The following is a 20,609-nucleotide window of genomic DNA, read 5'->3' as shown; positions in this document are numbered from 1 at the left end:
GGAAAACACTAATCAGCTTGCATCAATTGACACAAGCTGATTAGTGTTTTCTAACTTAACAATAAAATATTTTAATATAATAACTTAACATGATTTCTGACTACTTATTGGACTTTTCATTTTCCTTTTTAAAGAAGAGTTATATATAGGAACTCCACAAAGTAGTATTGCTATGCTTCCTATTGACATTGCTGTGCTTGTTATCAGTTGTATTGATAAAACAAACACTCCAGCTGCTATTGCAATAATTGGAATTATAGGATATAGAGGAACTTTGAATTTAAATTTAGAAACATCATTTAATTTTCTATTTTTGAATACCCCTAAAAATGTCAATACTATAAATATCCATATTGAAAATATTGCAACATCAGAAAGTAAATTAAACTGCCCACTTAAAGCAAATAATGCGGATATTACACACATCAATAAAATAGAGTTTTTAGGTGCATTGTATTTATTAAGCTCTAACAATTTATCACTCTTTGGCAAAATGTTTTCTCCTGCCAGTGCATATAAAACTCTAGATCCAGTGAAGCTAAATGCACTTGCACATCCAAATACAGATATCATAATACCTATACCTATTATACTTCCCGCAGAATTACCGAATAATTCTGTTGCAACTGCTAATCCAGGTGATTGCGAATTTGCAAGAGTTGATGCTGGAAGAACTTTTAAATATGCAACGTTTATTGCCAAGTATATAAATAATACAATTCCTATTCCACCTACCATAGCCTTTGATAAATCCTTTGATGGATTCTTCATTTCACCTGCTAATGCACATACATTTATCCAACCATCAAACACAAAGAATACTGCCAATAGAACCTGTCCACCTGCAACTACAGGATTTACTCCTTTACCCACAAAAGGTGTAGTAATAGAGTTTCCTCCACCTCCAATTGCTAACCCTGCTACAATTATAATTGCTAAAACAGCTATTTTGCTGACTGTTGCTATATTTCCTATATAGGCACTCTTTTTTCCACCCAGCATATGAGTAAAACATAAAACCCCTACCATTATCAATGTCATAGGTATTTTCATCCACTCTATACCCGATAATATTACAAATTGTTCTGAAAATACTACCGCTAATGCTGCTATCATTCCAGGGAAATAAAGAAATACCTGAACCCAGCCTGCTAGAAAACTCAGTCTCTCCCCATACAATTCACGTATATAAACTATCATTCCACCCGTTTTTGGTATTGAAACTGCAAGTTCTGATACTGTAAGAGCTCCACATATAGTGATTACTCCAGCTATTACCCAGCAAAACATTCCAAGCCCAGGAGCTCCACCTGTTGCAGTATAGATTGCTTGAGGCTTGAAAAATACACCTCCACCAATTAGAGATCCTACCACCGTCAATATTGCAGATACTAAACCAACGGATTTAGTTAAATTTTTTGTATCATTTTCATTTATCATTTTTTATCTCCAATACTAAATTTATTTTTAATAAATTTGCTACTTTTTATATAAGATTATCTTTAATTTAAATACAAGTAAGAAATTTTTGATTCCAATGAATTGAATATCATTTGAGAATATCCTAATATAACTATAGCTATCTCTTTACTCAATTTCATACTCTACAGTTATCAAATTTTAATTCTGAAGCCTCAAAATATTTGATTTCTTTATTAATAAACTAAAAATCATCGAGCTTATATCAATATTTTCTCTTGATGCCTTAAATAAATCTGTAGAAATAACTACGCTACAAAATTCGTACAACTAACAAATATTGAGTATCTAATGATCTATAAAATCCTAACTTATTTAATAGCTAAAGTATAGTATAGTTTATGTCTATTAGAGCTTCACCACCATTTGATATAAGTGGTAAATGAGATTTGCCCTTTTTATAAATTAGCTTTACTATATTTTTTCAGAGTAGCTTTTAAGTAAGTACTAAAAAATATAAATATTAGTTCGTTAAAACTTTTTATATAACTTAGTTAAATTCTTAAAATTTCTATTAACTTTAATCTGATTGATTTTTTTAATTATCATTATCTTTTTCACTTCATTTATTTGCTGCTTTATTCATTCCATTACTACTCTTATACTTCATTTATTTCAAATATTTGTTATATAGAATTTTATATTTGTTAGGATGGGTTAGCTAACCCATCCTAACTTTTAATTTCTATTCATAATTATGTTTCATTACTACTTCATGTTTTTCTCTTCCTTCTTTAAACTTGATTTCTCCTGGTAATATACAGTCAAGTACAGGACATACGTTTAAGCACAAATGACATCCTACACAGTTATCATTTATTATTGGCTTTCTATTATCCTTGTCCCAATCTATAGCCTGATGAGCTGCATCAAAGCAAGATACATAACATCTTCCGCAACCTACACACTTATCTTCGTCTATTGATGGTATAATCTTAAATGATCTATCAAGATCTTCAGCTGGAACAATATTTGGTAGTGCAAGGCCTATCATATCTTCTAGTTTTTCAAATCCATAATCATCCATAAAATGAGATAAACCACTAATCATGTCTTCTACTATTCTATATCCATACTGCATAACTGAAGTTGTTACCTGAAGATTTGCAGAACCAACTAATAAAAATTCAACTACATCCTTCCAAGTTTCAATTCCACCAATACCAGTAATTGGAATATCCTTTAATTCTGGATGCTGCTTTAATTGAGTAATGAATCTTAGAGCTATTGGCTTGACTGCTGCTCCTGAATATCCTGATATTGATGACTTTGCATTTACTACTGGCATCGCTGTCATATTTTCAACATCTATATTAGTGATTGCCTTTATAGTATTGATTGCTGCAATACCCTTTGCTCCACCTTTTACTGCTGCCATTGCAGGTACTTCCATATTTCCTATGTTTGGTGTCATCTTAGCAACTACTGGTAAATGAGTAGATTCTACTACTGCTCTAGTATATTGTTCAACTAGCTCAGGATTTTGTCCTACATCTGAACCCATAGCATGGCTAGTCATCTGAGGACATGAGAAGTTACATTCTATTATGTCAGCTCCAGCTTCAGTTACCTTCTTTGCTAGAATTCTCCACTCTTCTTCATTACTTCCCATAATACTTACAGCCGTTACCTTTGTAGGGAAGAAGGTGCCAGATTTGACCCAGCAATGATGAGCTCTGGTGTTATATGTAATAAGTTTGATAAAGAAAAAATGTTGGCATCTAAAGACGTTGAAGGCGTCACTTTTAAGGAAGCCCTAGAGGCTAGCGATTTCAATGGTGAAGAAAGTAATCGTATAGACCCGAATAACTGTTTAGCTATGCTTGAGCTTCATATAGAACAAGGGCCCGTACTAGAACTCGAAAATGTAGATATAGGTGTAGTTGAAGGCGTTGTAGGTATGGTAAACTATGAATTTGAATTTAAAGGTCAGGCAGGACACGCTGGTACAGTTCCAATGCCTTGGAGAAGAGATGCTCTATATGCAGCAACTAAAGGAATAGAATATTTACATAATGAACTAGATAAACTGGATGATAAATTAGTATACACTACAGGTAGAATATTATGTAGCCCTAATGTTCACACTATTATCCCTGATGATGTGAAGTTTACACTGGATGCTAGACATCAAGATCCTAAGGTTATAAAAGAAGTGGTTAAAATAGTAGAAAATATACCAAAAGAATTGGCTAAATGTGAAGTTTCATACAATAAACTTTGGGCAAGAAATACAGTTGCCTTCCACAAGAAGTACGTTGATCTCGTTGAAAAAAATGCTGGTGAGTTTGGTTATAGCAATAAAAGGATGTACTCTGGACCAGGTCACGATGCTCAGTTTGTTGCAGATATAATGCCAACAACTATGATATTCGTACCTAGTGTTGGTGGAAATAGCCACTGTGAAATAGAATATACTCCAGTTGAAAATTGCTGGAAGGGCGCAAATGTTTTATTAAATACTGTGCTTGACATAGATAGTCTATAAATAACTAATAGATAAAAAGCTTTTTCTCCTTAAAACGCTTTTTAAACTTACAAACAATAAAGCATGGCTTATAAGCCATGCTTTATTGTTTTACTTATCAAATCTGTCAATTATTTCTTCATAAAAAATTATTTCTTTGTCATCTGTAAGCATACAAGGCACTCCAATACTTCCTTCTTGCTTTATAATATCAAACTCTTCTCTGTTATCTCTTAGCTCTAAAAATTCCTTTAATATCATTAAATCTTCAGTAATATTTAAAAACTCGTATTCAACACCCTTTTTTTCCAACAGTTCTTTAATAGGTGGACAATCAGGACAAAGCATAGTTCCATATACTTTCATATTAGCCTCCTTAAAATATACACTTACATCATTATATTAAATTCTCTTCTTTTTCTATTGATATATATAGATAGCAGTGGGCTTTACCATCACTTGAGTACTCGGCGTCTACTGCACTTTCAAAATCATCCTCAAATACCCTCTTTATTTCTTCTGATTTTGTTTCTTCCCACACCATATTCCAAGCATTTTTTATACAAATATCTGTATCATTACTCACGTCTATCACATCATACTTCTTATATAAACCTCTTTCGACTTTCAACTCCATCTCTGCAAAAAATCCTGAATCAACACCCATAATACTAAGATCATACTCACCTGTTTCATCTGATTCATAGTTGCTATATCTTGATACCAAAGATGTTCCTTCTTTAAATACCTTATCACTATCAAATAAAACTGGTAATTTTCCCGATATAACATCTTGCCAAAGTGCGTTTATCTTTTTTACTCCGTCTGGGGAGTTATTTGTACGCATTTTTACCTCTTTTAAAACATATGCCATAAGAATCCTCCTCTGTACTCTTCTATTAACTAGATTCTATCACTATAATCTAAGGATAGTCTATATATTTTTTATAGTATTTAATAAAACATATACTGGCTCTATCTAAATATATTTATTCTATTTTTTTACAATCATAGATATTATCAAAGTAATCACTCCAGCCAATACTATCGTTCCTCCTGGTTTTAAGCCCAAATAAAAGGACAAGACCAACCCTATAGTTGTAAAGACTAGGGCAAATAATATAGACATAATCACTGTCATCTTGTAGCTTTTGGTAAATCTCATAGCACAAGCAACAGGAATTACCATAATCGAAGAAACTATTAATGCACCTACTGTTCTTGATGCTATTGCAACTGTTAGAGCAGTTAGTATAGTAAAGATAAAATCTACACTTTTTACTGCTATACCAGCAAGTCTTGCCCCCTCCTCATCAAAAGATATATACATAAGTTCTTTATATAATAGAAGAAAGGCTAACATCACAATCACAGCTAGAAAGACAACGAGATATAGCTCAAAATCTGTAATTGCTACTATACTACCAAATAAAAAGCTAGTAAAGCCAGAAGAATTATCTGTAAATCCAGACAAAACACCTGCCAAACCAACACCTGCTGACATAACTATCGCTATAGAAATTTCAGCATACTTAGGGAATTTCTTCCTTATTATGTTTATTCCAAAGCCTGCAAAAACAGTTACTATAACTGCTCCCAAAATCGGATTTATACCTATTACTAGTCCTGCTGCAACTCCTGCCAGAGAAGCATGTGAAAGGGCATCACCCATCATAGACAGCCTCTTTAAAACAATAGTCACTCCTATACAGGGAATAATAGTGGCTAGAAGTAGACCTACAATAAATGCTCTTCTCATAAATTCATATTCCAACATTTAATCTACCTCCTCAAAGTCTTCTATCTTTATAAGTTTATTAGAGTGCTTTTTTATCTTTTCCAAGTCATGTGAAATCATCAATATTGTAATTTTATTTTCTTTATGTAGTTTATCTAATAGTTCATATAAAAGCCTCTCTGACTTATGATCTATCCCTGTTGTTGGTTCATCAAGTATCAATAAACTAGGTGAGTTAACTATCGCTTTTGCTATTATTACCCTCTGTTGTTGTCCCCCTGATAAATCAGAAAACCTTCTATTTACAAAATCTTTCATATTCACAATTTCTAAACTTTTTAAAACTTTTTCTCTATGCTTTTTTTTAGGAAATCTAAATCTGCCAATCTCATTGTACATATTCATCATCACTATTTCCTCTACAGTTGCAGGAAAATCTATTGCCCTAGACAGACCCACTTGAGGAACATATCCAATTGTTTCTAGATTTTTTCCAGTAGAAGGATCTCTATCATTTACCCTAATATAGCCCTCTTCAGGCTTTAGCTGTCCCAAAATCAACTTTATAAGTGTTGATTTTCCAGCACCATTGGAACCTATTATCCCAACAAAATCGCCTTCTAGTACATCAAAGCTTATATTTTTAAAAATATATTCCTTATCATATCTAAAAGACACATTATTTACATCTACAATTTTTTTCATCCATATCATCCTATTCTAAAACTTTTCTATCTAAGAGTATTTACGCCCATACTCTAGATAAAAACTCTTTACTTACTAGTATAATTATACAATAGATTCTTATTATTTCAATATTTTATAATCTCTTTCATCTTATATTTATATACCCGTAGCTATTTTTAGGCAAACAAAAGAGAGGATTTCTCCTCTCTTTCGCCTGTATAATTATATTGGATAGATAAAGTTGGGGTTTTTTGCCTAAATATTTAATGTTAGGAGATATAAATATCTAGCTTTATAAAAATAATCTAGCAAATACAATCATACAATTACATTAAATTCTATCATATTAGGGGTTGTTGTATAGAGTAGTTAATAGCTCTATACTTTATATATCAAATCCTTCTAAATATATATTTATATTTAAGGATCTTTGATAACATTTTAAAGAATATTCAATCTTTTATACTTTTATCTTATACACATATTCTCATAGATTTTTCTATACGGCATATTCAAAGCTTTCTAGAATTTTCTCCGCCGTCAAATTTTTCTTTTCTTCAGCTTTTAAATCCATAATTATATTTCCCTTATGAAGCATTATTAATCTATCTCCATAATTTATGGCATGCTTTAAATTATGTGTTACCATAAGTGTTGTAATATTGTGTTCTCTAACTATTCTATCAGTCAGCTCTATTATTTCATCTGAAGTTTTTGGATCAAGTGCGGCAGTATGCTCATCTAACAACAGTATATCTGGATTTGACAATGATGACATCAAAAGCGATATTGATTGTCTCTGTCCGCCTGATAAGCTTCCTACTGGAGAATCTAGGTGATTTAATAGTCTAGGTGAAAACTCTCTCACTGCCTTTTGGTATATCTCTTCTTCAAAACTTAAACAACTTTTTAATCCAAATAACTTCTCTTTTTTTATTGCCATAGCTAGATTTTCTCTAATACTCATAGTTGGACAGGTTCCCATTGAAGGATTTTGGAATACTCGATTAATATTTCTTGTTCTTATATGTTCTGGTAAGTTATTTATCTCTTTACCATTTAGCTCTATTTTTCCAGAACTTTCCTTGGTATGTCCAGATATGATATTCAAAAGAGTAGATTTACCTGTTCCATTACTACCTATTATGCATACAAATTCACCCTTTTCTATCTCTAGATTAACACCATCCAATACCTTATTGGAAAATCCACTATCATTTGAAAAAGTTTTTGATATATCTTTAAGCACTAACATTCTTATCCTCCTTTAAATTCAACAAATTCGAGTCATTTTTTATAGATACTTTAGGAAATATTCCTTTTACTTTATCTGATACACTTTTTTTGCTAAGTGATATAAAAACAACTATAATTAACCCTGTCACTAGCTTTAAATCACTAGACTGCATACCTGTATTTAATGCAAAGAAAACTGCAAACTGATAAATTATTGTTCCTAATATTATTTTTGTTGTATCCTTCACCTTCTTTAAAGATCCAAAAACTGAAAGTCCTATTATTATTGAAGCTATACCTAATACTAGGGTCCCTATTCCCATATTCACATCTGCAAATCCTAAAAATTGACACATCATAGATCCACTAAATGCTATAAATGAGTTTGATATCATCAAGGCAATAACCTTTATCTTACTTACATTAATACCTAAAGTTTTTACCATTTGCTCATTATCTCCAGTTCCTCTAATAAGGTATCCTAATCCTGTTTTCATAAATAAATCCAGTATCAACTTGACTATCATTACTACAAGTAGAGCAATTACTAAAGTCATCACTTTAGGATCTACTCCAGAAAATATTTCAGAATTCAAAAGATGTTTTGAGTCAAATATTGGTGTGTTTGCCCTACCCTTCATTATTCTTAAATTGATTGAGTAAAGCATTCCCATCACTAGTATTCCCGATAATAAATTCGTTATTTTCAACTTAACATGCAAAAGACCTGATACCATTCCAGCTATTGCTCCACCTACTATTGAAGTAAGCACTGCTAACAAGGCTGGAGCACCTGATGCTACCATAGACGCTGTAATTGCTGCTCCCAAAGTATAACTACCATCTGCTGTCATATCTGGAAAATCTAAAATTTTGTAAGTAATATATACTCCTATTCCCATAATCGCTAAAAACATACTTTGCGTTAAAATCGTAATAATTGCATTCATAAAACTTCTTCCTCCTCTAAATTTAAGTTATTTAAAAATCAAAAAACCGCCGAACATAAAGCGGCGGTATACACAATCCAAAATTTGGGTATAAAAAAAACCGCCAACACGCGGCGATAGTAAAATTACTTTTACAACATTTATCACTTTAGCCAACATGCCACAAACCTTTGCTTTTGTATCATAAGCGGGGCTTGCAAACAATGCCGAAATCAAATTGATTTAATCGAAACAGTGTTACAATCCCCTATCCGTAATAGCCAAAGTAATAATAGTAATTCTTGTTGTTAAGTAATATTTTCATCTTTTTTCTCCTTTTTTAATATTTAATAAATGTATCACAGAGTATTTAGTAAAGTATTCTGTAAATTAACTTCTTGTTGTTTATTATGTTACCACCTTAAAAATCATAAGTCAACCAGAAATATTATTTTTCAAAAAAACCCCCTACTTAATCAATTTATTTTTTTAAGTAGGGGATGACTTTATATCACGCTTATATTCAGACTTTAAGAGCTTCTAAGTTCTCTTAAAATTTGTCTTTATTTTTTATTTCTAAAATTCAAAGTTTGCTTCTAAATTTCCAAGTTTGCTTTCACTTTCTAAGACTAAAAGCTAAATATTTTAAATAATCTAAGTTACTTTTTCAGTGAAATTCTAAATTAATTTTTCTATATTTTTCTATCTATTTCTCTAATTATTTTTATATTTTCTGACCTTTACTATCTATTTTCTAGTCATTTTTATATTTTTTATTTTCTAATTCAAAGCCTTTAAGAGTGAATTTAAGTTTTTTTCCATAATAGAATAATAATCTTCACCATCATTTATTTGTTTGTCAGTTAAACCTTCTAATGGATTTAGTACTTCTGTTTTTGCAGATACTTCTCTTGCTATTGTTTCCGAAACTTTAGAGCTTACTAGCTCTTCAAAGAAGATATACTTAACGTTGTTTTCTTTGGCAAACTTTGAAATTTCAGCCATTCTAGCTGCATCTGGCTCTGAATCTGGTGACAGACCTTCTATTCCTATTTGATTAATTCCGTAAGCACTACAAAGATATCCAAAGGCTTCATGAGCAACAATTATATCTTTCTTTTTTGTTTTTCCTATTTCATCTTTAAATTTTTGATTTAAACTGTCTAATTTAAGCATATTTTCTTCATAGTTTTTTTCATAAAAATCCTTATTTTTAGGATCCGCTTTTACAAAGGCATCTTTAATATTTTTCATCTGAATTTTTGCATTTTCAGGATCGAGCCATACATGTGGATCATATTTCCCGTGCTTATGTTCATCATTTTTTCCTGTTTTTTCTGAATCTTCTTCTTTGGAACCTAGTAATTTAACTCCCTTGGAGGCTTCAACAATTTCCATCTTATCATTTTTGACATTCTCAGAAACCTTGTCAATCCAAGCTTCCATTCCTGCCCCACTGTATATAAATACATCTGAATCAGCAATATTTACTAAATCTTTCGGCGTTGGCTCCCAGTCGTGAGGTTCTGTACCTGCTGGTATTAGGTTCTTTATACTGACTTTATCCCCGCCAATTTTTTGTGCAAAATCATACATAGGATAAAAACTAGTATAAACACTTAACTTTCCATCATCTTTTTTTACTTGATTCCCAACTCCACTTGAACATCCAATCAGTAAAACAGATACTGATAATAAGAGTGCTGAAATCTTTATTCCAATTTTTTTCATACTTAGCTCCTTTTTATATATTATATCCATAAACAAATTCTAGTTTCCACTTTCAATTAAATGCAAACTATTCGCCTTTACTATAATAGAATTATATTATTTTATTTACATTATGTCAATAAAATAGTTTCTTTTGATAATTATGGAAATATAGATTTGTTCTTATCTTTACTTTAAAACTTTTTATATCCAATTTTACTTACTTATAAATTTTTTCTATTTTTTTTAATTCTCTCTATTTAGCTCTTTTCTACTCATTTTTACTTTTCTACTTACTTATAATTTTTTTCTAATTTTTTAATTCTCTCTATTTAACTATCTTTTTACATCTTTACTTGCTTATAAACTTTTTTATATTTATATCTATTTTTATTTTGTGTCTACTCACAAGCTTATTTTTACTACTTTATAAAGCTTTACTTATATTCACTTTTTTATTTATCCTATCACACTCTATTTTTTTGATTTTACCTTAAAATACTATAAAAGTTTTTATAATATTCCAAAGATATTATTTTTCTATATTTGAAAAAGAATATCTTTGTATTCTAATTGTTAAATATATTATATTATAATTTATTGATTTTTTACTAAAGTCTACTTTTTTATTTTTATTAAGTGTTCACATTAAATTCATTTATATATTATATAATCTAGCAAAAGAAACACTATTTTACTTTCATAAGTAAAGCTATTTTTTTCATCACTTTATTTAAGTTTTTATTTTAACAGGAGAGAAGCTATGAATACTATTTTAGAAGTAAACAAACTCATCGGCGAATTTGTCTGGGGTTGGCCGATGCTGATCTTATTACTAGGCACAGGATTATTTATAGGAATCAAAACGAAATTCATTGTACTATCCAAATTTGGATATATAATGAAAAATACTCTCTTTAAAATGTTCAAGAAAAGTAGCGCTGGAGAGGGTGAAGTTTCAGCATTCCAGGCTGTATCTACTGCTCTTGCTGCTACTGTAGGTACTGGTAATATAGCAGGCGTTGCCCTTGCCATTGCAGTGGGTGGGCCTGGTGCAGTATTTTGGATGTGGTTATCTGCACTTTTAGGTATGACAACTAAGTTTTCAGAAGTAATATTATCCATCACATATAGAGTCAAAGATGATCAAGGCTCTTTCTATGGAGGACCTATGTACTATATTTCTAGAGGCTTAGGTAAGAATTGGTTAGCAAAGCTTTTCGCCTTGTTTGGTGCTTTGGCATCTTTTGGTATAGGATGTATGACACAGTCAAACTCTATAGCAGAAGTTCTTAAATCCTCTTTTAACGTAAATCCTATGATTGTTGGAATAGTTTTAGCTGTTTTATCTGGAATTGTAATTATTGGAGGAATCAAAAGGATAGGACAGGTTACAGAGAAATTAGTACCTTTTATGGCATTTTTCTATATTCTTGGATCTATGATTATTATAATTATAAATGCAAATCAAATACCACATGCTTTTAATCTTATATTTAGTTCAGCTTTTACAGGTCAAGCTGCTGTTGGTGGATTTGCTGGTTCTACACTTATGATGGCTATGAGAAATGGTATAGCACGTGGTGTATTTACTAATGAAGCTGGTCTTGGTAGTGCTCCAATAGCTCATGCCGCTGCGACTACAGATCACCCAGTAAGACAAGGTATGTGGGGAGTGTTTGAAGTATTTATGGATACTATTGTTATATGTACTATGACAGCTTTAGTTGTATTGGTTTCAGGTGTTTGGAACTCAGGCTTACAAGGAGCTGCACTTACTTCAGCCGCATTTGAAGAAGGTATCAGAGGAGGCAAATATATAGTGTCTATCGGACTTACTCTATTCGCCTTTTCTACAATTCTAGGCTGGTCATACTATGGAGAGAAATGTACTCAATACTTATTGGGCAAAAAGTTTATCACTCCTTATAGACTTATTTTTATACCACTTGTATTTGTTGGTTCAATAGGTGGGCTACAATCTATATGGGCGATATCAGATACTTTAAACGGTCTTATGGCAATACCAAACTTAATAGGCTTACTTTTCCTATCTGGTGTAGTTGTTACTATGGTTAGAGATTTCTTTAAAGATCCTGAAAGACATAGAAATTCTGATAGAGAATATCTAGATATACTTCCAGATAAGTACAAGCCAAGAGATCATATCCATAAATAGTACTATAAATTTAATAATATATTTAAATAAAAAAGAGGTTCCAGAAATTCTGGAAACCTCTTTTTTTATTAGTACATACAAATATGGTTCGCTACTTCAAATGAGTCCCAAATAGCATACATTATATTTGAAACCTCTTTTCCATCACCTAACTCATATATTTCAGGAACTTCTGCTTCTACTTCCTTATACAAGTCTTTATTTGAGTTATATCCTATTGCCAGTATTACACTGTCTGCTTCTATAGTTTTTTCTTTGCCTTCCCTTTCAATAAGAAGATTTTTGCCATCAAAACTCTTTGCTTTTGAAAGTAATTCTGTATTTATCTTCTTGTAAGGAATCAAGGCATGCAACATATCATGATTTGCGTGGCATGTTGGACCATTAACCTTCAGTATATCATCTAGTGCCTCTACTATTGTTACTTCCTTCCCCTGCTCTCTTAGATGAAGTGCTAGCTCACAACCAACCAGCCCACCACCTATTATCACTGTTTTTTCTCCTGGATCCTTCTTTCCTAACAATACATCCATAGCTTCAAAAGTTTTTTCTGGATATCCCAGGTCTATTAGTTTTGGCTTTGAACCTGTTGCAACTATCAAGACATCAAAATATGAATTTTTTATCATATCCGCATCTACCTTAGTATTTAAGTTCACCGGAACCTCAAGTATCTCTAACTGTCTAGTATACCATCTTGCAAGATGTAGGTCGTCTTCCTTGAAAGATGGAACTCCACCAGCTAACAAAACCCCTCCTAACTTATCGTCCTTTTCAAATATCTCGGGCTTATGACCTCTAATTGCAAGCACTCTAGCAGCCTCACAAGCAGCAAGTCCACCACCTATTATCATAACCTTCTTAGATTTTCTTATAGGATTATACTTTGTTACAGCTTCTCTTGCAGCCATCGGATTGACTGCACAGTTGATAAGAGAATATTCTTGTATTCTTCCCATACAACCTTCTTGACATGATATACAAGGTCTGATTTCATCTTTTCTAGATGCTCTTAACTTTTTTACATAATCAGGGTCTGCAAGTAATGGTCTACCCAAACTTATTACATCACAAGTACCATCTTTGATAGCTTCAAGTGCCATATCAGGGTTGTCCATTCTTCCTGCACATATAATTGGTACATCTACATGCTCCTTCATTATCTTTGCAAATGGTCTATAAAGTCCCTTTTCCTGATACATAGGCGGGTGACTCCAGTACCATGCATCATAAGAACCAACATCCACATCTAGTGCTTCATATCCATATGACACCAATAACTTTGCAGCCTCTATACCTTCTTCTATATCTCTTCCCTTTTCTTCAAATTCTTCTCCGGGAAGACCACCCTTTCTCCAGTCTTTTATAAAACTCTTAGGGCTATATCTCAATGTTACAGTGAAGTCTTCTCCACATCTTCTTTTAATTTCTTCCACTATTTCCTTGGCAAATCTCAGTCTATTTTCCAGACTTCCACCGTATTCATCTTCTCTATGATTAAAAAATGCAATTGCAAACTGGTCTAGCAAGTAACCTTCATGAACGGCATGTATTTGAATACCATCAAATCCAGCCCTTTTACAGTTAAAAGCACCTTCACCAAATTTCTTGACCATCATTTCTACTTCTTCTTTTGTTATTTCTCTGCAATCTATATCCAAGAATCTATGTGGTATTACAGAAGGGGCCACTGGAGGATGATCTCCTATTATATTTGGTATAGATACCCTTCCAAATCCAGCCGACATCTGATAGAAAACCTTTGCCCCATAAGCATGAATTCTCTCTGTCATCTCTTTAGCCGTTCTAACAAAATGAAGTGGATTCATAGTTGATGATGGACATGTCGGTGTTCCATGCTGCTCTACCTCTTCATCTACAAATGATACACCTGTAATAATTAATCCCGTTCCACCTTTTGCTCTTTCTACATAATAGTCTATACCTCTTTGATTGAAGCCTCCATCTGTATCAGCAAGTCCCAAAGGACCCATAGGTGCAAGAGCAAATCTGTTTTTAATTTCTACATTACCTATCTTAATAGGTGTAAATAGTTCTGAATATTCCATTTTTTTCACCCCACAAAAATATAATACCATTTCAGACTATTCCCAGTGAGACTAAATTAAAATAATCCCACATCAAATATTCTGAATCAATTGAAAAGATTGAATTTTTATAGTCCTATTATAACATATTATAAGTTAGTCTGTAGATTTTTATTCCTAGCATTCTGTTCTAAAAATATATCTATTTATAAATAATAAAAAATAATATTAAAATATTTAAATAACTATACATTTTTTAGCAGTCTTTAATAGTCTTTAGTTATTATTTGCCAATTAATTTATATATTCTATTTTTCATAAAACTATAAAAACCCAACCATCTAAAATCAAATGGTTGGATTTTTAAATTAGTTTAATTAGGCTAAGATTAAAGTGATCAAAAGTCAAGCTATGAGCTATTACTTTTTAATACTATTAAACTTTCTCTGATATTACTTCTAAAACTCTCTATTTCAATTTATAAATCTAGATATTTCTAAGCTAAAATTGTTTTCTTAGAGTAAGTAAAGTATATTATACTACCTATTACTAGCCATAAAGCGTAACTTATCCAACTCATTAAATCAAGATTTATAATTAAGAATGTACAAGTAGCTATTCCTAATATCGGAACTACTGGGTATAAAGGAACCTTAAATCCACCTATTGAATCTGGATACATCTTTCTAAATTTCATAAGTACATAACATAGTATTGCAAATGTCATTGCTTCTGGCTTGTCTAAGTTTGAATATCTTGTTACTCCTGTAAGTATTAGACATACTACTATATAAAGAGTAGTCAATGCTAACACTGATTTATTCTACTTTTTATATATAAAGATTTGTGTATATGCTTTTATATAATTTTTTAATATTTCAATATTTTTTTAAAATATTGTTTTCCTTATTCTTAATTAAGTGGTATAATCTATCTTAAGAAGTATGAAAAAGAGGTGATAAAGTGAGTAATCTATCTTGTAATTGTTCAAAAGATAATCACAGACAAGAGAATAATGAAATGTTAAAGTCTGCTAAGCTTAAAGCCACTAAAAAAAGAATGCTTCTTTTGAACTGCCTTAGACATTCAGATCTTCCTCTAACAGCAGAGGAAATACATACTTATTTAAAAAAAGAAATTAATATTAATCTGTCTACAGTTTATAGGGCTTTAAATGCCCTAACAGAATCAGATATCGTGATTAAGCAGATTCTTTCTGATGGCAATAGTGTTTTTCAATTAAATAATACAAATCATCAGCATATTCTTACCTGCAAGATGTGTGGAAAAGTTTCATATGTAGATGTATGCCCTGTAGAATCTATTTTAAATGAAATATCTAATCAGACTGATTATGAAATTACTGGACACAATCTAGAGTTTATTGGGATTTGCCCAGAATGTTCAAAAAAGCTTATATAAGAAATTTATTGATAACTTATTTTTAAAAGTTTAATCAAACTATTATAAATTGATTTCTTTAAGAATATTTTCTTAAATATGGTCAACTATGAAAAATACAAATAAATTATTAAAAGTATCTTTACTTCAAGCTTATATCTATAATTGACTTAAGTATCATAGCTAAAAAGTAAAGACTTTTAAAAAACTTGCTTATATTTTCTGTTCATGGGTATAACTAATACTAAGAACAGAGAAAATAAATAAATTTTATATATTAGGAGGAAATGTTATGAAGAAATATGTATGCGATGTATGTGGTTGGGTTTATGACCCAGAAATAGGAGATCCAGATGGTGGTATAGCACCAGGAACTGCTTTCGAAGATATTCCAGATGATTGGGAATGCCCAGAATGTGGTGTAACTAAGGAAGACTTCTCTCTAATGGACTAATCTCTCAAGGAGATTATCAAACGAAGAGTAAAGACTAGAGATTAATCTCTAGTCTTTTTTTATTCTAATACTAATATAATTTAAAATTTCAACTGAAAACTTACAGAAATTTTTTATTCTATTAAAATCAAAAAAACAATGAAATATTAATGAATATGACTTATAATAGATATGATTAGCTAGACTTTAGAGAGGAGGAATTATGAATTATTGTTCAATAGGAAGCGGAAGTAGTGGAAATTGCCACTATGTAGGATATAAAGACACAAATATACTAATAGATGCGGGACTAAGTGGCAAGAGAATCACTAATGGACTAAATGAGATAGATGTGGATGCTAGTAAATTAAACGGTATTTTTGTTACACATGAACATACCGATCATATAAAGGGAGTAGGTATTTTGTCAAGAAAGTATGACCTACCTATATTTGTCAACTATAAAACTTGGTTGGCAATAGAAAATAAAATAGGCAAAGTAAAAGAGTCAAATATAAATATATTTGAAAATGAAGAAATATATGCTATAGGAGATATGGCAATCAAGCCCTTCTCCATCACTCATGATGCAGCTGACCCAGTAGCTTTTAATCTTTTCAATGAGAAGGATGAAAAAATATCAGTTGCAACGGATATAGGGCATATATCTGATAGTATAAGAGAAAATATATTAGGATCTAAGCTAGTGGTCTTAGAATCTAATTATGACAAAGAAATGCTTCTAATGGGATCTTATACTTATATGTTAAAGAAAAGGGTAATGTCTGATCGTGGCCATTTATCAAATGAATCTGCAGCCAAATTTGCGGTTGATTTAATTAAAAATGGAACTGAAGATATTTTGCTAGCCCATCTAAGCAGAGAAAATAACTTCCCTGCACTAGCATTTGAAACCTCAAACTCAATACTTACAGAAAATGGAATGAAAATAGGAAATGATGTAAATCTAGATGTATTGATGAGAGATGATATATCAAAATTATATAAAATAGCTAGATAATTTATATAAAATATTGTCTATAAAACTAAAATCATCGTATTATATGTACGATAGCAAGGTAAGGATATAAAAATAATGATTAAAATAAGTTTAATAACGGTTGGGAAGATAAAGGAAAAATATATAAAACTTGGAATAGATGAATTTTCTAAGAGACTATCAAAATATTGCAAGTTGGATATTATAGAGGTAAGTGATGAAAAAGCTCCAGAAAATCTAAGCGAAAAAGAAATGGAAATGGTCAAAAAAAAGGAAGGCTTTTCTATTCTATCCAAAATAAAGCAAAATCAATATGTTATTGCACTTGCAATAGACGGAGAAAAAATGTCATCTGAGACTTTTGCAGATAAAATTGAAGCACTTTCTCTTACTGGCAATAGCCATCTTTGTTTTGTAATTGGAGGCTCTTTAGGCTTGTCCGATGATGTACTTACAAGAGCTAATATGAAGATGTCATTTTCAGATATGACTTTCCCACATCAAATGATGAGGTTGATACTTTTAGAGCAAATCTATAGATGTTTTCGAATCAACAATCACGAACCCTACCACAAATAATAAAACTTAAAATACAAGAGCCTCAGGATATTCTGGGGCTTTTTTATATAATCTAGACATCTATAACTAACAATTTTTTATCTTTACTTTCTGTGTTATAATTGTATAGATGAGATTTAAATAGACTTAATACTGCTAATATCAGGCTTTCTGATATACTGGCTTTTAAATTTTTAAATATTAATAACTACTTTTAGAAAGGGGTTTTTCTATGTTTTTTAAATCTATAGGCGACGAAAATTATAGTGATGTAATGATTCCCAGCCTATTTTTTGATTTATACATACCTATTGCAAATGGAAATCAAATAAAAGTATATCTTTTAGGCTATAAAAGTGCTTTTTTATATAGAGGATTTCATAGTGATGAAATGGATAATCAAGCAATGGCAAATATTATAGGAATTACAGAAGATGAAGTCATCTCAGCTTGGAAATTTTGGGAAAATATGGGTATAATAAAAATTCATAACAGAGATGATGAACTTGCAATTGAATTTTTGGATATCAAAACAGAATATTTATCAAAACATACTAGGTCCAAATCATCAAAGGAAAATCTAGACAATACCCTTGATACAGCTTCTTCTTTTGAATATGTAAATATGTACAATAAAATAGAAAAAATAGCGGGAAGAGTTTTAACTCCCCCAGAAAAAATTGATATTTTGGATTCATTGAAACTCTACAACTTTGAAACAGATATAGCTGTCAAAGCTTTTGAAAGGGCTGCTGAAGATAATGGAAGAATAAAGTCTGTGAAATATGTAATCGGTATTATGAAATCTTGGTTCGATAATTCTGTAAAAAGTGAAGAAGATATAGAGTTTCTTGAAGAATCAAGATCTGATAAAAAGGAAAATTATAAAACAGTCTTTAGAGCTCTCGGCTTTAATAGAACACCAACAGAGTTTGAAAAAGAAGCAATTGACCGTTGGGTATTTGAATATAAAATGAGTATGGATGTAATACTCAAAGCTTGCTCAAAATCAGTAAATACAAGTAATCCAAATATACGATACTTTGATAAAATTATTACTTCATGGCATGAAAAAGGAATAAATAGCATTGAAGCCATAGAGTTGGAAGACAAGAAGTTTGCACAAAGTAGATCAAAAAAGCAAAATATAAAAAATAAATCTACTAGCTACTCTAGTCCAAAAATCAAGACAAAATTTCATAACTTTAAGCAAAGAGATACAGGTGAATATTCTGATGAAGAACTTGATAAACTTCTAAGAAACTCCAATAAAAAATAACTTTTAGAAGAAGTAAAGCTCTTATATAAAATATTTACTTTTAAATAAAGTTCTTTCGTCTAGATTATTTCTATATTATGTGCTTAAGAAAGGAGATAAGATTTGAATAAGGAAAAAATGAGAAAAATAATGCTTGAATATCAATATAAAAGAGATAAGCATCAAGATCTTTTGGAAGAAAGAAGCAAGGAGATATTCGAGAAATACCCTGCTATTAAATCTATAAGCGAAGAAATTCAAAGTATAGGTTTAAAAATGACAAGATTAGTAATATCTGGAGCATCTGAGGAAGAGTTGTCTAATCTTAGCAAGCAGCAAAATGAACTAATAAAAAGAAAAAATGAAATGTTTGTGGAAAATAATATACCCATAGACTACCTTGAACTAAAATATGACTGTGAAAAATGTAAGGATACTGCCTTTCTTGAAAATGGTAAGAGATGCAATTGCCTAAAGCAAAGAATGCTAAATGACTCTTATGCAATGTCAAACTTAGAGGAGATTCTTAGCCTAGATAACTTTGAAAATTTTAATTTAGATCTTTTTTCAGATGATATCGCAGAGGGAAGATCTCTAAGCCCTCGTGAAAATATGAAAAATATCTTTATGGATACTCAAAACTATATTTTTAATTTCGATAAAAAGGAGGGTTCTAAAAAAGATAATCTTCTTTTTAGTGGTGACACTGGACTTGGAAAAACATTTCTGTGTAGTTGTATAGCAAAGGATCTTTTAGATAAGGGTTATACTGTCATCTACCAAACTGCCTTTAATCTTATGGAGGTTATTGAGAGATATAAGTTTAAAACTGATAGTTTTTCCTACTTAGATGAGGAAAACTACAATAATTTATTTACTTGTGATCTTTTAATTATTGATGACCTAGGTACTGAGATGGTAAATTCCTTTACCGCATCAGAATTATTTAATATAATAAACTCCAGACTTAATTCTAGGAAGAAAATTATTATATCAACTAACCTTAGTTTGTCAGAAATAAGAAATTCTTACACTGATAGAATAGTTTCTCGAATTGTGGGTAACTTCCAAATGTATCAGTTTTATGGAAGTGATTTGAGGTTTAAATAACATATATATGAATTTAAGAATAATTTATACACAGATTATACCTAAATTATATACATATTATCCACAGAAAATGTTAATAACATTGTGGATTATGTGCAAAATAAAAACGCAAGATAGCAACATATCAACATAAAAATAGAGAGTTATCCACAGAAATCTGTTGAAAAGAACATATTTTCTGTGTATAACTCAGATTTTTTTGAAAAATATAATTATTTACTAAAAAAGACATTTTTATCTATCAACAAGCAATCGCTTGAGAAAATTCTGATTTTTCATAAGTTTAAATTTATTTTTTATCAAATTTAATTTATATACTTTTAAAATATATTTTAGAATCTAATCATAAGCTTTTCTTTTTTTATTTTTAAGAAGG

20 protein-coding genes are annotated in these 20,609 nt (G+C 30.8%); 8 read left to right on the top strand and 12 right to left on the bottom strand.

Features of this window, described 5'->3' with window-relative positions; translation table 11 throughout:
- Positions 1 to 84: 84 nt before the first annotated feature.
- Complete coding sequence (locus UF10_RS07470) at positions 85 to 1,440, bottom strand: APC family permease (RefSeq protein ID WP_106777172.1); 1,356 nt, start codon at positions 1,438 to 1,440, stop codon at positions 85 to 87.
- A gap of 724 nt (positions 1,441 to 2,164) precedes the next feature.
- Positions 2,165 to 3,172, bottom strand: a complete 1,008-nt coding sequence (preA, locus tag UF10_RS07465; RefSeq protein ID WP_330403946.1) for an NAD-dependent dihydropyrimidine dehydrogenase subunit PreA — start codon at positions 3,170 to 3,172, stop codon at positions 2,165 to 2,167.
- Here preA and UF10_RS07460 point away from each other — a divergent pair.
- Positions 3,146 to 3,967, top strand: a complete 822-nt coding sequence (locus UF10_RS07460; RefSeq protein ID WP_106777171.1) for a Zn-dependent hydrolase — start codon at positions 3,146 to 3,148, stop codon at positions 3,965 to 3,967. The two genes, preA and UF10_RS07460, sit on opposite strands and share 27 nt — an antisense overlap.
- A 90-nt stretch (positions 3,968 to 4,057) precedes the next feature.
- Here the strand turns inward: UF10_RS07460 and UF10_RS07455 are convergent, their stop codons facing one another.
- The 8 genes from UF10_RS07455 to UF10_RS07425 all read right to left on the bottom strand — a co-directional run bounded on the left by UF10_RS07455 (position 4,058) and on the right by UF10_RS07425 (position 10,267).
- Positions 4,058 to 4,312 (bottom strand): glutaredoxin domain-containing protein, encoded by a 255-nt coding sequence (locus UF10_RS07455; RefSeq protein WP_106777170.1) that lies wholly within the window; start codon positions 4,310 to 4,312, stop codon positions 4,058 to 4,060.
- Positions 4,313 to 4,343: 31 nt separating this feature from the next.
- A complete protein-coding gene (locus UF10_RS07450; RefSeq protein ID WP_106777169.1) occupies positions 4,344 to 4,820 on the bottom strand; it encodes an AraC family transcriptional regulator in 477 nt (158 codons plus the stop codon).
- A 120-nt stretch (positions 4,821 to 4,940) separates the two neighbouring features.
- Positions 4,941 to 5,723: a metal ABC transporter permease gene (locus tag UF10_RS07445; protein WP_106777168.1), complete on the bottom strand. Its 783-nt coding sequence runs from the start codon at positions 5,721 to 5,723 to the stop codon at positions 4,941 to 4,943.
- Positions 5,724 to 6,389 carry a metal ABC transporter ATP-binding protein gene (locus UF10_RS07440; protein ID WP_106777167.1) on the bottom strand — a complete coding sequence of 222 codons (666 nt, stop codon included), beginning with the start codon at positions 6,387 to 6,389 and terminating at the stop codon, positions 5,724 to 5,726.
- A 481-nt stretch (positions 6,390 to 6,870) separates the two neighbouring features.
- On the bottom strand, positions 6,871 to 7,626 hold the full coding sequence (locus tag UF10_RS07435) for an ABC transporter ATP-binding protein (RefSeq protein WP_106777166.1): 756 nt from the start codon (positions 7,624 to 7,626) through the stop codon (positions 6,871 to 6,873).
- Positions 7,613 to 8,557, bottom strand: coding sequence for an ABC transporter permease (locus UF10_RS07430; RefSeq protein ID WP_106777165.1), 945 nt, complete (start codon positions 8,555 to 8,557; stop codon positions 7,613 to 7,615). Before UF10_RS07430 ends, UF10_RS07435 begins: the two co-directional genes overlap by 14 nt.
- Positions 8,558 to 8,584: 27 nt before the next feature.
- Positions 8,585 to 8,773: a hypothetical protein gene (locus UF10_RS09195; RefSeq protein WP_146130775.1), complete on the bottom strand. Its 189-nt coding sequence runs from the start codon at positions 8,771 to 8,773 to the stop codon at positions 8,585 to 8,587.
- Between the two features lie 543 nt (positions 8,774 to 9,316).
- Positions 9,317 to 10,267: a metal ABC transporter substrate-binding protein gene (locus tag UF10_RS07425; RefSeq protein ID WP_106777164.1), complete on the bottom strand. Its 951-nt coding sequence runs from the start codon at positions 10,265 to 10,267 to the stop codon at positions 9,317 to 9,319.
- Between the two features lie 742 nt (positions 10,268 to 11,009).
- On the opposite strand from UF10_RS07425, the gene UF10_RS07420 reads away from it, so the two are divergent.
- Positions 11,010 to 12,425, top strand: a complete 1,416-nt coding sequence (locus UF10_RS07420; protein ID WP_106777163.1) for an alanine/glycine:cation symporter family protein — start codon at positions 11,010 to 11,012, stop codon at positions 12,423 to 12,425.
- A 68-nt stretch (positions 12,426 to 12,493) separates the two neighbouring features.
- On the opposite strand, the gene UF10_RS07415 is transcribed toward UF10_RS07420, so the two are convergent.
- Both UF10_RS07415 and UF10_RS07410 read right to left on the bottom strand, forming a co-directional pair.
- Positions 12,494 to 14,494 carry an oxidoreductase gene (locus UF10_RS07415; protein ID WP_106777162.1) on the bottom strand — a complete coding sequence of 667 codons (2,001 nt, stop codon included), beginning with the start codon at positions 14,492 to 14,494 and terminating at the stop codon, positions 12,494 to 12,496.
- Between the two features lie 475 nt (positions 14,495 to 14,969).
- Positions 14,970 to 15,287, bottom strand: coding sequence for an amino acid permease C-terminal domain-containing protein (locus UF10_RS07410; RefSeq protein ID WP_106777161.1), 318 nt, complete (start codon positions 15,285 to 15,287; stop codon positions 14,970 to 14,972).
- Positions 15,288 to 15,436: 149 nt separating this feature from the next.
- Here UF10_RS07410 and UF10_RS07405 point away from each other — a divergent pair, with 149 nt between their 5' ends.
- The 6 genes from UF10_RS07405 (at position 15,437) to UF10_RS07380 (ending at position 20,233) form a co-directional block, all read left to right on the top strand.
- Positions 15,437 to 15,895, top strand: a complete 459-nt coding sequence (locus tag UF10_RS07405; protein ID WP_242969076.1) for a Fur family transcriptional regulator — start codon at positions 15,437 to 15,439, stop codon at positions 15,893 to 15,895.
- A gap of 271 nt (positions 15,896 to 16,166) precedes the next feature.
- Entirely contained in the window at positions 16,167 to 16,328 is a 162-nt protein-coding gene (gene rd / locus UF10_RS07400) for a rubredoxin (protein ID WP_106777160.1), read from the top strand.
- A 199-nt stretch (positions 16,329 to 16,527) separates the two neighbouring features.
- Positions 16,528 to 17,328: an MBL fold metallo-hydrolase gene (locus UF10_RS07395; RefSeq protein ID WP_106777159.1), complete on the top strand. Its 801-nt coding sequence runs from the start codon at positions 16,528 to 16,530 to the stop codon at positions 17,326 to 17,328.
- A gap of 75 nt (positions 17,329 to 17,403) precedes the next feature.
- Positions 17,404 to 17,886 carry a 23S rRNA (pseudouridine(1915)-N(3))-methyltransferase RlmH gene (rlmH, locus tag UF10_RS07390; protein WP_330403941.1) on the top strand — a complete coding sequence of 161 codons (483 nt, stop codon included), beginning with the start codon at positions 17,404 to 17,406 and terminating at the stop codon, positions 17,884 to 17,886.
- 211 nt (positions 17,887 to 18,097) lie between these two features.
- On the top strand, positions 18,098 to 19,144 hold the full coding sequence (locus UF10_RS07385; RefSeq protein ID WP_106777158.1) for a DnaD domain-containing protein: 1,047 nt from the start codon (positions 18,098 to 18,100) through the stop codon (positions 19,142 to 19,144).
- 102 nt (positions 19,145 to 19,246) lie between these two features.
- A complete protein-coding gene (locus UF10_RS07380) occupies positions 19,247 to 20,233 on the top strand; it encodes an ATP-binding protein (protein WP_106777157.1) in 987 nt (328 codons plus the stop codon).
- Positions 20,234 to 20,609 lie beyond the last annotated feature (376 nt).

It is taken from the genome of Peptostreptococcus russellii, assembly GCF_003012055.1.
GTDB classification, from domain to species: domain Bacteria; phylum Bacillota; class Clostridia; order Peptostreptococcales; family Peptostreptococcaceae; genus Peptostreptococcus; species Peptostreptococcus russellii.
Note: the sequence above shows the minus strand (reverse complement) of the source record. Positions and strands in the feature narration are given on the sequence as shown.

Bases quoted from the DNA above. Each gene is read 5' to 3' on its own strand.
- UF10_RS07470 (WP_106777172.1), bottom strand. From the start codon at position 1,440: ATGATAAATGAAAATGATACAAAAAATTTAACTAAATCCGTTGGTTTA.
- UF10_RS07460 (WP_106777171.1), top strand. From the start codon at position 3,146: ATGATGAGCTCTGGTGTTATATGTAATAAGTTTGATAAAGAAAAAATG.
- UF10_RS07455 (WP_106777170.1), bottom strand. From the start codon at position 4,312: ATGAAAGTATATGGAACTATGCTTTGTCCTGATTGTCCACCTATTAAA.
- UF10_RS07450 (WP_106777169.1), bottom strand. From the start codon at position 4,820: ATGGCATATGTTTTAAAAGAGGTAAAAATGCGTACAAATAACTCCCCA.
- UF10_RS07445 (WP_106777168.1), bottom strand. From the start codon at position 5,723: ATGTTGGAATATGAATTTATGAGAAGAGCATTTATTGTAGGTCTACTT.
- UF10_RS07440 (WP_106777167.1), bottom strand. From the start codon at position 6,389: ATGAAAAAAATTGTAGATGTAAATAATGTGTCTTTTAGATATGATAAG.
- UF10_RS07435 (WP_106777166.1), bottom strand. From the start codon at position 7,626: ATGTTAGTGCTTAAAGATATATCAAAAACTTTTTCAAATGATAGTGGA.
- UF10_RS07430 (WP_106777165.1), bottom strand. From the start codon at position 8,557: ATGAATGCAATTATTACGATTTTAACGCAAAGTATGTTTTTAGCGATT.
- UF10_RS07425 (WP_106777164.1), bottom strand. From the start codon at position 10,267: ATGAAAAAAATTGGAATAAAGATTTCAGCACTCTTATTATCAGTATCT.
- UF10_RS07420 (WP_106777163.1), top strand. From the start codon at position 11,010: ATGAATACTATTTTAGAAGTAAACAAACTCATCGGCGAATTTGTCTGG.
- UF10_RS07415 (WP_106777162.1), bottom strand. From the start codon at position 14,494: ATGGAATATTCAGAACTATTTACACCTATTAAGATAGGTAATGTAGAA.
- rd (WP_106777160.1), top strand. From the start codon at position 16,167: ATGAAGAAATATGTATGCGATGTATGTGGTTGGGTTTATGACCCAGAA.
- rlmH (WP_330403941.1), top strand. From the start codon at position 17,404: ATGATTAAAATAAGTTTAATAACGGTTGGGAAGATAAAGGAAAAATAT.
- UF10_RS07385 (WP_106777158.1), top strand. From the start codon at position 18,098: ATGTTTTTTAAATCTATAGGCGACGAAAATTATAGTGATGTAATGATT.